The following is a 14,929-nucleotide window of genomic DNA, read 5'->3' as shown; positions in this document are numbered from 1 at the left end:
ATTTAGTGTTGAGCCATGTAATCTAGGGTAAAGTTCGTTAGAAGCTTCACGCCTAATTTCATGCCTTCATCATCAACATAAAATTCCGGTGTGTGATGAGCAGGGCTATCTTCTTCAGACACGTCCAGTGGCTTACCGCCTACCCAAACATATAAACCTGGAATTTGTTCTTGGAAAAATGAAAAGTCTTCCGCCCCCGTGACCGGTTTAGAAAGCAGCGTATTTTCAACGCCTGCGGTACGCTGCATAGTAGGCAGCATGGCTTTTGTAAGCTCTGGGTCGTTGTACGTAATGGGGTAATAGTAATCTAGCGGTAGCGTAAGTTCTGCTTCTGCGCCCATACTTTCAGCAATAGCCTTTACTTTGCGCGGAAGCGACTCGTAAATGTGATCGCGAGCGGCTTCATTGAGTGTACGAATTGTGCCAACCATTTCTACTTCATTTGGAATGATGTTTGAACGGTTACCGCCGTGAATAGAGCCAATAGACACCACCGCTGCATCGTCAATCAATTTCAACTCACGACTTACTATGGTCTGAATTGACATGATCATTTGCGCAGCGGTAACCACTGGATCAACACTCTTCCAAGGATAAGCGCCGTGGGCTTGCTTACCGTGAATAACAATTTTAAATGGGTCTACCGCGGCCATGGTGCCACCCGCGTTATAACGCACTTTACCCACATCGGTGTTAGCATTGATATGCAGGCCAAAAATAGCGTCTACATCAGGGTTCTTAAGTACACCTTCAGCAACCATAACTTCCGCACCGCCTTTTTCTCCAGCGGGTGCGCCCTCTTCTGCTGGCTGAAAGATAAACTTCACTTTACCTTTCAGGTCGCCTTTAATTTCGGTAAGAATTTTTGCCGCGCCCATGAGCATTGCCATGTGAGTATCGTGACCACAGGCGTGCATAACCGGCACTTCTTTTCCGTTGTATTCGCCCATCTGCTTTGAGCGGTAGGACAAATCGTTTTGCTCTTTTACAGGAAGTCCGTCCATGTCTGCACGTAATGCAACCACAGGACCTGGCTTGCCCGAGTCTAAAATAGCTACCACACCGGTTTTCGCCACCCCAGTTTGCACTTCTAGACCTAAGCTATTGAGATAGTCGGCAACATATTCAGCGGTTTTAAATTCACGATTTGATAGTTCAGGAAACTCATGAAAGTGATGACGCCATTTAATTACATCTGGCTCTACTTTATTGGCTAATTCATCTACGTTGATTTGAGTAGCATTAGCAGCAGACACAGAGGCCAGCCCTGCAAATGCAAGTGACAGCAATTTCTGGTACATAACATTTATTTCCTTTGGTGTTTTTAGACAGAGTAAATCATCTTTAGAAAGAACACACCACTGAACTAACGATTGCTGTTAAAAATCAATAAGCAGACGAAAATACCCCATTCACAAGACTGAGGGTATTAGACGGAAGTATAAGAAAAGTACTTTATCGATGCAGGGAATAAAAAAGGCGCCGAGTGGCGCCTTTTCTTTAAATATCAACTTATTACTAAGTTTCTATTAACTCTTTTGTCTACGCATTGCGTCAAAGAACTCATCGTTTGTCTTGGTCATCGACAACTTACTGATAAGGAAGTCCATTGCGTCAATTTCTGACATTTCGTGAACGATTTTGCGAAGGATCCACATTTTCTGTAGTTCATCTTGCGCTGTAAGCAGTTCTTCACGACGGGTACCAGAGCGGTTGAAGTCGATAGCCGGGAATACACGTTTTTCCGCGATTTTGCGATTAAGGTGTAATTCCATGTTACCTGTACCTTTAAACTCTTCGTAGATAACTTCGTCCATTTTAGAGCCGGTATCGATAAGCGCTGTTGCGATAATCGTTAAGCTTCCGCCTTCTTCAACATTACGGGCGGCACCAAAGAAGCGCTTAGGCTTGTGAAGAGCATTCGCATCAACACCACCGGTAAGTACTTTACCTGATGATGGGATAACCGTGTTGTAAGCGCGAGCAAGACGAGTAATCGAGTCAAGCAGGATAACCACGTCTTTTTTGTGTTCAACAAGACGCTTGGCTTTCTCGATAACCATTTCAGCAACTTGTACGTGACGACTTGCTGGCTCATCGAAGGTTGAAGCAACGACTTCACCTTGAACGAGACGATGCATCTCGGTTACTTCTTCCGGACGCTCATCAATAAGCAATACCATTAACTCACAATCTGGGTGGTTAGCAGCAATTGACTGAGCAATATTCTGAAGAAGAAGCGTTTTACCGGCCTTAGGTGGCGCTACGATAAGACCACGCTGGCCTTTACCGATTGGCGACGCCAAATCTAGTACACGAGCCGTAATGTCTTCTGTTGAGCCATTACCACGTTCCATGCGCAAGCGATCTGCTGCGTGAAGTGGTGTAAGGTTTTCAAAAAGGATTTTATTACGTGAATTTTCAGGCTTGTCGAAGTTAACTTCGCGGATTTTTAGCAGGGCGAAGTATCGTTCACTGTCTTTCGGTGGACGAATTTTCCCGGCAATCGTATCACCGGTACGCAAGTTAAAGCGTCGAATTTGGCTTGGCGATACATAAATATCGTCTGGTCCTGCAAGATACGAAGAGTCAGCTGAGCGTAAGAAGCCGAAACCGTCCTGTAAAATTTCTAGTACCCCATCACCAAAGATGTCTTCACCGCTTTTTGCGTGTGTCTTTAGGATTGAGAAAATGATGTCTTGTTTTCTGGCGCGCGCCATGTTTTCCAGGCCCATCTCCTCGGCCAGGTTAACCAACTCGCTTATTGGTTTGTTCTTTAATTCAGTTAAATTCATACTGGTGGGTCTTTGTGCTTGAACTTCGCTTACAGGACTTAAAGTCACTCTGTTCTAGTTTAGATTTGATATCACCCTGATGTGGGCGTAAGCAGAACGCTGCTCGGATGAGCGCTGAAGAAAAGTTAGCACTATATTTAATCAACGTCCAGCGTTTTACCGCCGAAATGTTAAATAATTTGTGGCTTGCTCTTCTAGAATGAAACGTTAGTCCCTGTGGCGTAAATAAAAACCGGTGCTTCGTTAGCACCGGTTTTCAATTTGAAATCAATTAAAGGTTTTCGTTAAGAAACTCTGTTAATTGAGCTTTAGATAGCGCGCCTACTTTAGTTGCAGCAACGTTACCGTTTTTGAAAAGTAGCAATGTAGGAATACCACGAATACCATATTTAGGTGGAGTTTCGTTATTTTCATCGACATTCAACTTGCCAACTGTTAACTTGCCATCAAACTCGGTCGCAACTTCTTCCAAGATTGGTGCGATCATTTTACACGGGCCACACCATTCGGCCCAGAAGTCAACCAGTACAGGACCTTCAGCATTGATAACATCTGCTTCGAATTTATCGTCAGATAACTGGATAATTTTGTCGCTCATTCTTTTCTCCATTATTGGTCTGTCGCTGATTTGTCTCAGCCTGACCATAAGTGTTATATAGAAACTGTTTTTTAATGCAAGCACTGATAAGCTATAAGCTATGCCTACTCACTTAACTGATACTCACTTTTCTGACCTGCCGATTAACGGCAAGGTTGTTGACGCCTTGGCGGCAGCTAATTTTTCACATTGTACACCAATTCAAGCACTTGCACTGCCTCCTTTATTGGAAGGTCACGACATTGCAGGTCAGGCTCAAACCGGAACCGGTAAAACCATTGCCTTTTTGGTAGCTACATTTCACTATTTGCTAAGCAAAGCAGAAAATGTAGATAACAGCAAATCAAATGGCCCTCGCGCAATTATCATGGCGCCGACCAGAGAGCTCGCCGTTCAAATTTATAACGACGCCAAACTGCTTAGTGAGCATACTGGATTGTCGCTTGGTTTGATTTATGGGGGCGAAGGTTACCAAAGTCAACGTGAAACTTTGGAAGAAGGGGTAGATATTATAATTGGTACGACAGGACGCATACTGGATTACTACAAACAGAATGTGTTCACACTGAAGAATATTCAGGTTGCCGTACTTGATGAAGCCGACCGCATGTTCGATTTAGGCTTTATAAAAGATATCCGCTTTTTATTCCGCCGCATGCCACCGGCAAGCGAACGTTTGAGCATGCTATTTTCAGCTACACTTAGCTACCGCGTGCAAGAGCTTGCTTATGAGCACATGAACAACCCTACCCACGTACAGGTAGCGCCAGAACAAACAACTGCAACTCGCGTTTCTCAAGAGCTATTTTATCCGTCTGATGACGACAAGATGCTGCTTCTTCTTACGCTGCTTGAAGAAGAATGGCCAGAAAAGGCAATTGTTTTTGCCAACACTAAAAATAGCTGTGAGAAAGTTACCGACTGGCTTACCGCAGATGGCCATCGCGTGGGCTTGCTTAGCGGCGATGTACCACAGAAGAAACGCCTTGGGATCTTAGAAGATTTCACCAAAGGCAATCTTGATATTTTAGTCGCAACCGACGTTGCAGCGCGCGGTCTTCATATCGACGCGGTAACGCACGTATTCAACTACGACTTACCTGACGACGCCGAAGACTATGTACACCGTATTGGTCGTACTGGCCGTGCAGGACAAAGTGGTGTTGCAATTAGTTTCGCGTGCGAAAAATACGCACTAAACTTACCTGCTATTGAGCAATACATTCAAAAGGCAATACCGGTTACCGATTACGACCGCAGTGCTCTACTTGATGATGTAACGCCTCCAAAACCACGTAGAAGACGTACGCCTAACAACCGCAATTCTTCACGTCGTGGAAACGGAAGAGGCCGTGGAAAGCCTCAAAACCGAAACAACAGAGCGCAACAGTGAGGCGTAAAGGTACTCAATAAGAATCGAGGTTTTATGCAGGCAGAACTCCAGCACGACGCACAAACCTACGGCGAGTATTACGCCGCCGTAGATTTAGGCTCTAACAGCTTTCACATGGTGATTGTTCACGTTGTTAACGGCAGTGTGCAAATAATAGGGAAAATTAAACAGAAAGTGCGCCTAGCAGCAGGTTTAGATGATGAGCTAGCACTTGATGACGTAAGCATGGAACGCGGCTGGCAATGCCTGCAAGTATTCTCCGAACGCCTGCAGGATATCCCCCCTTCTAATATTAAAATTGTAGCGACCGCTACATTGCGACTGGCAACCAATGCGCATGTATTCATTCGCAAGGCAGAAGAGATTCTCAATCACAAACTTGAAGTGATTAGCGGTGAAGAAGAAGCGCGACAAATTTATCTTGGCGTAGCCTACACATCCGCCAACCAAGGCAATAGCTTAGTCATAGATATTGGCGGCGCCAGCACAGAAATCATTATCGGCAACGACATGCAGCCTATCCATCTTAAGAGTTTGGATATGGGCTGCGTAACGTTTATGGAACGCTATTTCACCGGCGGCACTATCACCGAAGACAATTTCGACAATGCCAAGCAAGCCGCACACGCGCTTATTGCCGATGTGTCTAGCGCATTTTTGTGTTTCGATTGGGAGAATTGTTTAGGTGCATCTGGCACGCCGCAAGCCATTACTGAGATTCTTGTAGCACAGGGCATTAGTGATGCTATCCGCTTAGACTATTTGTATCATTTAGAAAAGCAATGTATTGAATGCGGCAGCATTAAAACCCTTGATATCGACGGATTGGAAGATAACAGAAAAGCTATTTTCCCGTCTGGTTTAGCGATCCTCATCAGCTTATTTGAAGCGCTAAATATTAAGCACATGAATATTTCTGGTGGTGCGCTTCGAGAAGGACTTATCTACGGAATGCTAGATAACGTTACCGAGAATGATAGACGCCAGCAGACCCTTAATCAGGCAAAACATCGTTATCATGTAGATGCCAGTCACGCGAACTCGGTTAGTCACGTAGCGCTTACTTTATGCCATCAACTTTGTGCACAACAGAACATTTGTCATTTAGATACCGAAACCATTTTAGGTGCAGCCGCACAGCTCCATGAAATAGGTCTTCACATTGAATATAAGCGCCATCATGAGCATGGTGAATACATATTAAGTCACATTGATTTGCCCGGCTTCACGCGCCTTCAGCGGGCAGCCATCCGCGATTTAGTTGCTCAGCATAGATTAAACATAAAGCCAGACGTATTTGAAAAGTACCACGAAGACTACCGTCCAATGCTAAAAGGCTTATTGCGAATTTTACGTATAGCAGTGGTGTTATGTCTGCGTCGTCAGAATAAACATATACCAGAGGTAACTTTGCAGTGCGAAGAAAGTAAGTGGACACTTACTTTTCCTGAAGGCTGGCTGAAATCGCATCCTTTGATCAACGCAGAGCTAGCAAATGAATGCTGGCTTCAGCATAAAGCTGGCTGCGAACTCGTTTGTAAGTAACCACTTACATACAGATAGGATGCGTTAAATGTATTGCGATAAATAGAAAAGACACATAAAAAAGCCGTGCATTGCACGGCTTTTTTGTTGTCGAACCTTTGGTTGTTGGTATTACTTGTCGTTTTGCTTCGCTAAAAGCGCAGCAGCTTGCGGAGCGAAATAAGTCAGAATCCCGTCTGCGCCAGCGCGCTTAAACGCTAATAACGATTCTAGGATTACCGCGTCTTCATTTAGCCAACCATTAGCAAAAGCAGCTTGATGCATAGCGTACTCGCCACTTACTTGATAGGCGAATGTCGGTACTTTAAATTCGTCTTTACAACGACGCACAACATCTAAATACGGCATACCTGGCTTCACCATTACCATGTCAGCGCCCTCTTCTATATCAAGCGCAATTTCGTGGAGAGCTTCATCGGTGTTGGCAGGATCCATTTGATAGGTTTTCTTGTTGCCGCCCTTTATATTTGCAGCGGAGCCGACGGCATCACGAAATGGACCGTAGTACGCAGACGCGTATTTAGCAGAATAAGCCATAATACACGTATTGATGTGACCTGCTTCTTCAAGTGCTTTTCGGATACTGCCAATGCGCCCATCCATCATGTCAGAAGGCGCAACAATATCAGCGCCAGCTTCAGCATGCGATAACGCTTGCTTAATGAGCACCTCGACTGTTTCGTCGTTCATCACATAACCAGTTTCGTCTAAGAGGCCATCTTGACCATGAGACGTAAATGGATCTAATGCGATATCAGACATCAGCATTACTTCAGGAAACGCCTTTTTGAGCGCTCTCATAGCTTGCTGAGCAAGCCCTTCAGGATTGAACGCTTCGCTTGCACACTCGGTTTTAAGAGACATAGGTGTCACAGGGAAAAGCGCAATCGTTCTAATGCCCAGCTCTACCCATTTCGCCGTTTCTTGCACTAGCAAATCGATAGAAAGTCTTTCCACACCAGGCATAGAAGGTACGGCTTCTCGTGCGTTCTCACCGGGTAGTACAAAAACAGGGTAAATGAGATCGTCAGTGGTTAAACGGTGCTCTGCCACAAGCCCTCTTAAAGCATCTTTGGCGCGTAGTCTGCGCATTCTTCTTTGAGGGAAAGGTGAAGATGTCATAGTTTTTCCTGTAAATGTTTATGTATTACTGTATTGCGGCCCGCAGCCTTGGCTTCGTAAAGGCATTCGTCGGCGAACTTGAAAAGATTTTGCGCGTGCTCTTCATCAAGAATAATGGTTGTAGAAACGCCCGCGCTTGCAGTTAGCTTAATGGTTTCCCCTTCGTAATCAAGTGGGGTCGACTCAAGGCTATCTCGCATATTTTCGGCAACGTGAAAAGCGCCTTCAAGATCGGTATTAGGCAATATAATGGCAAACTCTTCACCACCTATGCGACACAAGTCATCTGTAGGGCGATGGATGTGCTTCTGAAAGACATTGGTGACGTGAATTAAGCAAGCGTCACCACCATCATGTCCGTGTTTATCATTAATTTGCTTAAAATGATCCACGTCAACAATGATGAGAGATAATGGTGTTTGCTCACGTCTACTGCGTCGCCCTTCAGAACGCAGACGCTTATCGAAATGTCGACGGTTGTGCGCTCCCGTGAGCGGATCTATTGCATTTAACCTTTCCAATTCTTGGTTAACTTCAGACAATTCGCGTAACGTAATTTCTAGCTCTAACGTGCGTTCTTGTACTTTATACTCCAGGTCATCTTGATAACGCTTTTGTACTTCAAGTAAGTTCTCTTTGGCGGTATTTGCCTGTTTTTCCTGTTCTAGCGCGAACTGCTGCGCCTCAATGAGATCATCGCGACTGTGGCTATAATTAATCGCTAAGATAAGTGCCAAGATGAGCGTTTCAACCGCGCCACCAATGATCAGCAGGTTATTTGACGAAATAGGCAACTGAATAATATTAACGTTATCAAGGCTCGCACTTAGCCCACTAATTAATAGAAAACCCCACGCAATGGTAAAATAACGTGCTACGACCACCCCTTTGAGCGTTAGCCAAATACCTAACCCAAGAGTAAAAATAACGATGAGGCTAAGCAGTAACAGGAACGCCTTTATCATGAACGAGTAAGGCAAGATAAGGCCGAGGATTATACTTAACCCGCACACCCAACTGATTGCCTGTGTGATTTTATCTAGCTTTACGCTGTGGGCTCTAATAGGTAGTAGGCTTCGCGTAAACATCGCCGCAAACATAATAGTCGCGTTAGCAAACACAAGAATTGCTTTACCTTGAAACCATGTGCTTCCCGGCCACATATAGGAGAAGCCGTAGCCGTGTAACGTCGCCAATATAAGCGCCAAACTCATTACATAGCCAGAGTAATAAAGGAACGACACGTTACTTGTCGTTACCGTTAAAAATGCGTTACTCACGCCCATTGCTACCAAGATGCCAAAAAATATCCCCAATGCCAGGTTACGGCTTGATGTATAGGCAATAAACTCTGTTTCTTCCCATATACGAATGGGAAGGCGGACGCTGCCAGAGGTTTGTACTCGAATAATCACCCGCTGCGACTGAGCGCTTACTGGTAGGGGGAATAGTGGCTTCACATGAGAAACGGGCCGGTTGTCAAAGTGCAGGCCATCGCCACCTGAATAAGTAGCAATAGGCGTGCTGCCTATTTGGCTGTAAATCGCAACGTCTAAACTATCTAAAAGGGGATAGTCGATGTGCAATAGAAATCGACTTTCATTGCTTTGTGTTGGCGCAATGACCATTGAAAACCAATGTACGTTTGTGTTCATACCCAAGTTAATGGGTGAAGATATTGGTGTCCAGTCCGTAAGCGGCGTTTGAGTAATGGTAGTAAAATCGAGCGCATTGCCATTATCTACATTGAGATAAGTAAGCTGCGAGAAACGTGGTGTTGCACTGGTGTTAGGAGACAAACTAAACAACACAGAAACAAATGCAACGACGGCCACTAGGGTGATAAGAATAAGACCCGCATCATACTTGCGCATCGCTTTCAGATTTGTCTGCATATAAACCTATGTTTAGCTGAGAGAAAACAACTCACAGCTATTAGCATAACTGCTAATACGTAATTTATCAGTCTCAACTTGCAGATATTCGCCTAATTGTTTAGCGATATGGGGTAGAAAAGCAGGTTCGTTATTACTTTTTCTCGGTCGAAGGGTTTTGGGAAACAGATAAGGCGCATCTGTTTCAAGAATAAGACGGTTTAAAGGTATAGACTTCACGGCTTCGCGTAGTGCTTCGCCTCGCTTCTCATCACATACCCAGCCAGTAATACCAATGTAAAGCCCCAGCGCAAGGTAGTGCTGAACCTGCTCTGCATTCCCAGTGAAACAGTGGGCAATACCACCTTTTATACGAGGCATATACTCGGTTAATAACGCGACTTGTTCGTCAAACGCATCCCTTTCATGTAAATACACGGGTAAGTCTAATGCAGCCGCAATATCTAACTGGGCTTCGAACACTGCCAATTGAACGGGCTGTGGTGAGAAATTGCGATTAAAATCCAGACCACATTCACCAATTGCAACACACCCATTCTGTTGTGCAAGTTCGCGTAACCGCTTGTAATCACTTGGCGTGACATCTTTTGCATTGTGAGGATGGACACCGATAGTGTAACAGCATTGGGTTGGATACTTATTATATAGCGCTACTGCGGCGTCCCATTCACTGGGGTGCGTAGTGATAATGCAGAGTTTTTCTACCCCTGCATCTTTTGCTCGTTGTATAACTTCATCGGCGTCAAATCGCTTATCAAGCAAGTTGACGCCAGCATCAAACCAAGGCATTTATTTTACGCGTTTCACTTTCATGCGCTTGTTAAGCCCTTCTACACTTAAGAAAAATGCACCCAATAAGCCCCTTTCTACGGCTACCGACTGACCTTCCTTAAGCTTCATATAGGTTCCATCAGTTTGCTGCCATACAGAACCATCGCTGAAAGTTATAACATGCTTATCACGCACATTCTTCTTGATCGAAGCGATAGTGACCGCAATCTCAGAAGCTTCGTCAGACAAATCTCGCTTATGTTCAAGTCCAAAGTCATTCTTAGGTTCAGAGGCTTGAACTTGTCCCTGAGCGACAGGCGCTGGGCGAGGCTTCATCTGATTACCATTGTTGCTCTTGTAGGCCTGTAGTTGCTCAATCTGAGCGTCTGAACCTTCGTACTTGTTGAGTAATTTCGCGACGCTGTCATAGCACATAAGTCGCTTTAAACTATTATCCGTGTTGCGACATTTCTCCAATGCATCAGCAACTGTCTCAGCTTGTACATTAAACGCCCCAAACGCGCACAGAATAGTGGCAAGAGATAGCAGTCGGGTTTTCATTTTTATTCCTTTCTTTTTTTGACATCTATGTGTTGTCTGTTGTTTCAGTAGATGTATCGTCTTTTGGTGTTTTACCCGCGTAAAATCCTCCAACAATAACCCCTACTTCAAACAGCAACCACATTGGAATAGCTAATAATGTTTGAGAGATAACATCTGGCGGTGTTAGCAACATGCCAACCACGAATGCACCAACAACCACGTACGGGCGCTTGGCTCGTAAAGACTTAGCATCCGTTACCCCAGTCCAGCACATTAAGATAATGGCTATCGGTATCTCGAATGAGACCCCAAATGCAAAGAACAGTTTCAAGACGAAGTTCAAATAACTGGATATATCTGTACTTACCGTTACACCTTCAGGTGCTACGCTTGTAAAAAACGCGAACGCTATTGGAAATACCACAAAGTAGGCAAACGCCATTCCTGCGTAAAACAGCAGCGTACTGGAAAGTAGTAAAGGCGCTACCAGGCGCTTTTCATTTCTGTACAAACCCGGAGCCACAAACCCCCATACTTGATAGAGCACATAAGGAATAGCAATAAAAAACGATAACACCAGTGTGAGTTTAAACGGAGCAAAGAAAGGTGATGCAACGTCGGTTGCAATCATGCTCGCATTTTCAGGTAAGGCTTCAAGCAATGGCATCGCCAATAGCTTATAAAGGTCTTGCGCAAACGCCGCAAGACAAATGAAGACGATAAGTACGCTCAAAAGGGCTTTGAGAATACGGCTACGCAATTCAATTAAATGAGAAATAAGGTTATTAGCGTCAGACATCTATTGCTTTTTATAAGGTTCTTGAACCGACTCTGCAGCTTTTTTTAGCTCATCGACGCTTTGTTCAAGTTCAGGTGAAAGATCTTTAAGCCCTTGCTGCTCTGCTTTTTTCAAATTTTCATGCAACTCGTGCACGCGCAACTGATGCTCAACTTCTTGCTTAAAGCCCGTTGCTACATTACGCACGCTACGAATTGTATTTATAGTTGAGCGCATGGCACCCGGTAATCTTTCTGGCCCTAAAATAAGTAACGCCAGTACACCGATAACCAATAGCTCCCAAAAGCCGATATCGAACATTAGGATTTTTCTTTAACGTCGCTCTGCGTCTTAGTTGAAACAGGCTCTGCTGCTGACTTTTCTTCAACTTGCTTCTTTTGTTCAAAGTCTGCGTCTTTGTCTTCTTCGGTGACAGCTTTTTTGAAGCCTTTGATTGCGCCGCCTAAATCAGTACCTATACCTTTAAGACGCTTCGTACCAAATAAAAGCACCACAATAACCAGTATGATCAGCAACTGCCAAACACTAATACCACCCATAAAAATAATCTCCCTTACATCGATTGGCACAGTATGCCATTGCCTGCTGATGCTTTCACCTGAATATTTACTTCAATGAATAAAGATTGACGTTTTGGTTGGGACAATCCATGCTCTGTATATCCCCAATGCGAATGGTCGAAACATTCAACTATGCTAATTTTTACAAGGAGTTAGTGAGCAATGCTATGCCTTACCGTGGTCTATTGCCATTTATTGCTCGCTTTACCTGTTGCACCTGACTCAGCTGCTGACACGTTGAACTCCCCCGTAAATGCGACCAGTGTAGGTATAACCTATCGGGATATTGCTCGACCAGAAAATACGCTCTCTAACCGCGCTAACTCGACAAAAGAAAGTACACACTCCTTACCTGCTTCAATACCTAATGAGCAATGGTTTGATATTTGGCAGCGTAGCTTCACCGACACCATGGACTTCACCGTAAAACAGCTTGATGGTTTGTTTGAAAGTTCAGATGAAATAGGTGCTTCAGGACAGAAGGAAGCCAGAGCCGAAGGCCGTGTTCAACTTGCATGGGAGCCAAGAAGTGGCATGCTTTCGGATACGGATTTGCGCTTCAGGGTAAGAGTTCGCCTACCGGCTTTAAAAGAACGCGTTGATTTACTATTAAGTGATAACGAAGACGAGACACAGAACAACACAATACGAGCCGCGAGGGACACCGGCAATAACAACCGCGATCGAACGACCATCGCGCTTCGCTTTCGTCCTGAGCAAGACTCTCACTACTCATTTAGAATCGGTGCTGGTCGCCGCGACCAACTCTATGCGATGACCCGATACAGAGATGCTTTTGCCTTTTCTAAACAATGGGCCATGCTATACGACGCCGAACTTTACTATTACACCCGTGACCGTTTGGGTGCGGAGGTGGGCGTCGCTTTTCAATACGAAATCAATAAAAAGCACCTGGTTCGACAAAATAATCGCTACTACTACCGCGACGATACCAACGACTGGCTATGGCGTCACGAGGTCCACCATTTGTTTTCGGTAGATCAACATAACGCCGTTATTCCTCACTTTATGGTGGAAGGGCTTAGCCAACCCAACTTTCGCGTAGAAGAAGTCTATGGCGGGTTTAGGTGGCGTAACAACATGTTGCGCGATTGGCTATTCTTTGAGGTAGAGCCTTTCGTTTTATGGCTACGTGAAGAGGATTTTAAAACCTCATACGGCGTAGCCCTGCGCGTAGAAGCCTATTATGGGCGCGATACTTAAACACAACCTAATCGTAAATTACAAACGGAACCTTGCTATAAGCACAATAACGCAGTTTGTGAAAGCGCGAGGCCTCTGAAGGCTGCAACACGTGAATATTCCCACCATTTTGCCAGCGAATCATGCCTTTAGAACGACAAAGGTTGCCCGATTCCTGTCGCCATTTTCCCTGCTCGTTGCGTTTGAAAGAAGCTGGCTTTTCCGATGATTCAATTGTGAGTTTCAGCTCACCCGATGTTATTTGTCCGGAAGTCTTAGCTGGTAAGTAACTCGCCTCACCTGCAATTATGCGTTTGGAGCCATTACGAGAATGCGTGATATCTTCTTTACCTTTGCTCATATCTACAATAAACACCCCGCCTTCGCCCAATACAGTGAAAGACACGTTTTCAAAGGGCGCTTTTGCGTCGACCATCAACGCCGTAGTTTCATCGACACCGAAGCCAAACGATTGGCCGCTTGATGCTGTGGCAGCGATCAGACGGACTTCGCGATCACGTTCTGAAAAGTGAGTATCAAGTAAGCCAAAATTGAAAAGCCCTAAACCGCCGGCAGGGTTGATAGTCATTGCGCCATCTGTTAGTTGATTTTCACATTGAGCGCTGTTCTCACAGCGTTGTGATGTGGGATCAACGCCATACACACCACCGGATAAGACGCCCATCGAATTTCCACTTGTTAACATGGGAACAGGTCGATGATTGTTGTATCCACCAGCCTGTACTGCTGTTCCTGCACTGGTCCCCCCTACTACTAGCTGATCGTCTCGCCAGAGATCACGCAGTTCAATAAGAAAGTCGCTGGGTTTTCCTGTTGGAGTACTTAGCGCAGCAAGGGTTTTACTTTGGTCTCCGCCGTTGAAAAATAAGCCATCGAGACTAGATAGTGTATTTATGGCCAACTGGTTGTCTTCACACCATGAGCGTTGTTTGCTCGTACGCTCAGGGTATAACCTCTCTTTATCAAACAGCGAATGCTGAGCTCTAAAAAATGCCAACTTGTTACAGCCTTGGCCTTTAAAACTTTCAACGTAAACGGCCTGTTGAAAAGCGGGAGTTAATGGGATCCAAATTACATCTACGTCGAATTGTTGAAAAACGCCCTCGTAAAAGTCTACCGCTTCAAATGGGTCTCGAGACGATGCCGTTACAATGCCGATAGTCGTTCGAACGGATGTGTCGGCGTTCACCTTTTCTGCAATTTTAGCTTGTCGTTTCGCATGTGCAGCTTCAATAAATGCGGTATAGATATCAACTGACGCCCTACCTTTCGTATTTGCTAACGATACTTGCTCTTGCAATCGATTGCCTAGCTCATCGGTTTGCTGCGCTTCTAAGGAGTCCAACAAAATGAAGTAGTCAGTATCAGAAAGGAAACGAATATCGCTATTTGATAACCCGGCATCATTGAGGGCATCTATCAGCGCATTTTTTGAATATAACCGCTCACCCCCAGATGAATATACATTCACTAATTTTGAATATAAAAAATCATTGTTTTGTGAGTATTTGTTCGCCAAATTTTGATATCTAAGTAGTGACTGCTGATTTATTTCGTACAAAATTTCCGCTTTCCCCGACAAAAACGTCGACGGTGATGTGCAGTTTTGTTTTGACATACTTGAACATGTTTTTAGTGCTCCTCCCGCCAAAACAAGGTTTGAAGACCCATAACAAAACACAGA

At 44.8% G+C, this 14,929-nt stretch carries 14 protein-coding genes; 3 read left to right on the top strand and 11 right to left on the bottom strand.

Annotation, left to right across the window (positions count from 1 at the left end; translation table 11 throughout):
• Positions 1–2: 2 nt before the first annotated feature.
• The 3 genes from MHN02_RS04090 to trxA form a co-directional block, all read right to left on the bottom strand.
• Positions 3–1,301: an amidohydrolase gene (locus MHN02_RS04090; RefSeq protein ID WP_239244679.1), complete on the bottom strand. Its 1,299-nt coding sequence runs from the start codon at positions 1,299–1,301 to the stop codon at positions 3–5.
• Positions 1,302–1,529: 228 nt separating this feature from the next.
• Entirely contained in the window at positions 1,530–2,795 is a 1,266-nt protein-coding gene (rho, locus tag MHN02_RS04085; protein WP_014948094.1) for a transcription termination factor Rho, read from the bottom strand.
• A gap of 271 nt (positions 2,796–3,066) precedes the next feature.
• The gene (gene trxA, locus MHN02_RS04080; RefSeq protein ID WP_012517074.1) at positions 3,067–3,393 is read right to left on the bottom strand and encodes a thioredoxin TrxA; all 327 of its coding nucleotides are present in this window, start codon (positions 3,391–3,393) and stop codon (positions 3,067–3,069) included.
• A gap of 100 nt (positions 3,394–3,493) precedes the next feature.
• On the opposite strand from trxA, the gene rhlB reads away from it, so the two are divergent.
• Together rhlB and MHN02_RS04070 are read left to right on the top strand one after the other, a co-directional pair.
• Entirely contained in the window at positions 3,494–4,786 is a 1,293-nt protein-coding gene (rhlB, locus tag MHN02_RS04075; RefSeq protein ID WP_239244677.1) for an ATP-dependent RNA helicase RhlB, read from the top strand.
• Positions 4,787–4,819: 33 nt separating this feature from the next.
• Complete coding sequence (locus MHN02_RS04070) at positions 4,820–6,331, top strand: hypothetical protein (RefSeq protein WP_014948093.1); 1,512 nt, start codon at positions 4,820–4,822, stop codon at positions 6,329–6,331.
• 111 nt (positions 6,332–6,442) lie between these two features.
• On the opposite strand, the gene hemB is transcribed toward MHN02_RS04070, so the two are convergent.
• The 7 genes from hemB to tatA are packed head-to-tail and all read right to left on the bottom strand — an operon-like array spanning position 6,443 to position 12,006.
• Positions 6,443–7,453, bottom strand: a complete 1,011-nt coding sequence (gene hemB / locus MHN02_RS04065; protein ID WP_039225046.1) for a porphobilinogen synthase — start codon at positions 7,451–7,453, stop codon at positions 6,443–6,445.
• Positions 7,450–9,348: a diguanylate cyclase gene (locus tag MHN02_RS04060; RefSeq protein ID WP_039225047.1), complete on the bottom strand. Its 1,899-nt coding sequence runs from the start codon at positions 9,346–9,348 to the stop codon at positions 7,450–7,452. The genes hemB and MHN02_RS04060 overlap by 4 nt, the downstream gene beginning before the upstream one ends.
• Before the next feature lie 12 nt (positions 9,349–9,360).
• Complete coding sequence (locus MHN02_RS04055; protein ID WP_239244675.1) at positions 9,361–10,137, bottom strand: TatD family hydrolase; 777 nt, start codon at positions 10,135–10,137, stop codon at positions 9,361–9,363.
• A complete protein-coding gene (locus tag MHN02_RS04050; protein WP_239244673.1) occupies positions 10,138–10,680 on the bottom strand; it encodes a hypothetical protein in 543 nt (180 codons plus the stop codon).
• 25 nt (positions 10,681–10,705) lie between these two features.
• Positions 10,706–11,461, bottom strand: a complete 756-nt coding sequence (gene tatC, locus MHN02_RS04045; protein ID WP_014948088.1) for a twin-arginine translocase subunit TatC — start codon at positions 11,459–11,461, stop codon at positions 10,706–10,708.
• Positions 11,462–11,761, bottom strand: a complete 300-nt coding sequence (gene tatB, locus MHN02_RS04040) for a Sec-independent protein translocase protein TatB (RefSeq protein WP_014948087.1) — start codon at positions 11,759–11,761, stop codon at positions 11,462–11,464.
• A complete protein-coding gene (gene tatA / locus MHN02_RS04035) occupies positions 11,761–12,006 on the bottom strand; it encodes a Sec-independent protein translocase subunit TatA (protein WP_230633705.1) in 246 nt (81 codons plus the stop codon). Before tatA ends, tatB begins: the two co-directional genes overlap by 1 nt.
• A gap of 177 nt (positions 12,007–12,183) precedes the next feature.
• Here tatA and MHN02_RS04030 point away from each other — a divergent pair, with 177 nt between their 5' ends.
• Complete coding sequence (locus MHN02_RS04030) at positions 12,184–13,245, top strand: hypothetical protein (protein ID WP_014975518.1); 1,062 nt, start codon at positions 12,184–12,186, stop codon at positions 13,243–13,245.
• A 7-nt stretch (positions 13,246–13,252) separates the two neighbouring features.
• On the opposite strand, the gene MHN02_RS04025 is transcribed toward MHN02_RS04030, so the two are convergent.
• Entirely contained in the window at positions 13,253–14,863 is a 1,611-nt protein-coding gene (locus tag MHN02_RS04025; protein WP_232300906.1) for a cyanophycinase, read from the bottom strand.
• Positions 14,864–14,929 lie beyond the last annotated feature (66 nt).

This window comes from Alteromonas sp. CNT1-28 (assembly GCF_022348345.1).
Classification (GTDB): domain Bacteria; phylum Pseudomonadota; class Gammaproteobacteria; order Enterobacterales; family Alteromonadaceae; genus Alteromonas; species Alteromonas macleodii.
The sequence above is the reverse complement of the archived record's forward strand: the minus strand, read 5'-3'. Positions and strand labels throughout refer to the sequence as shown.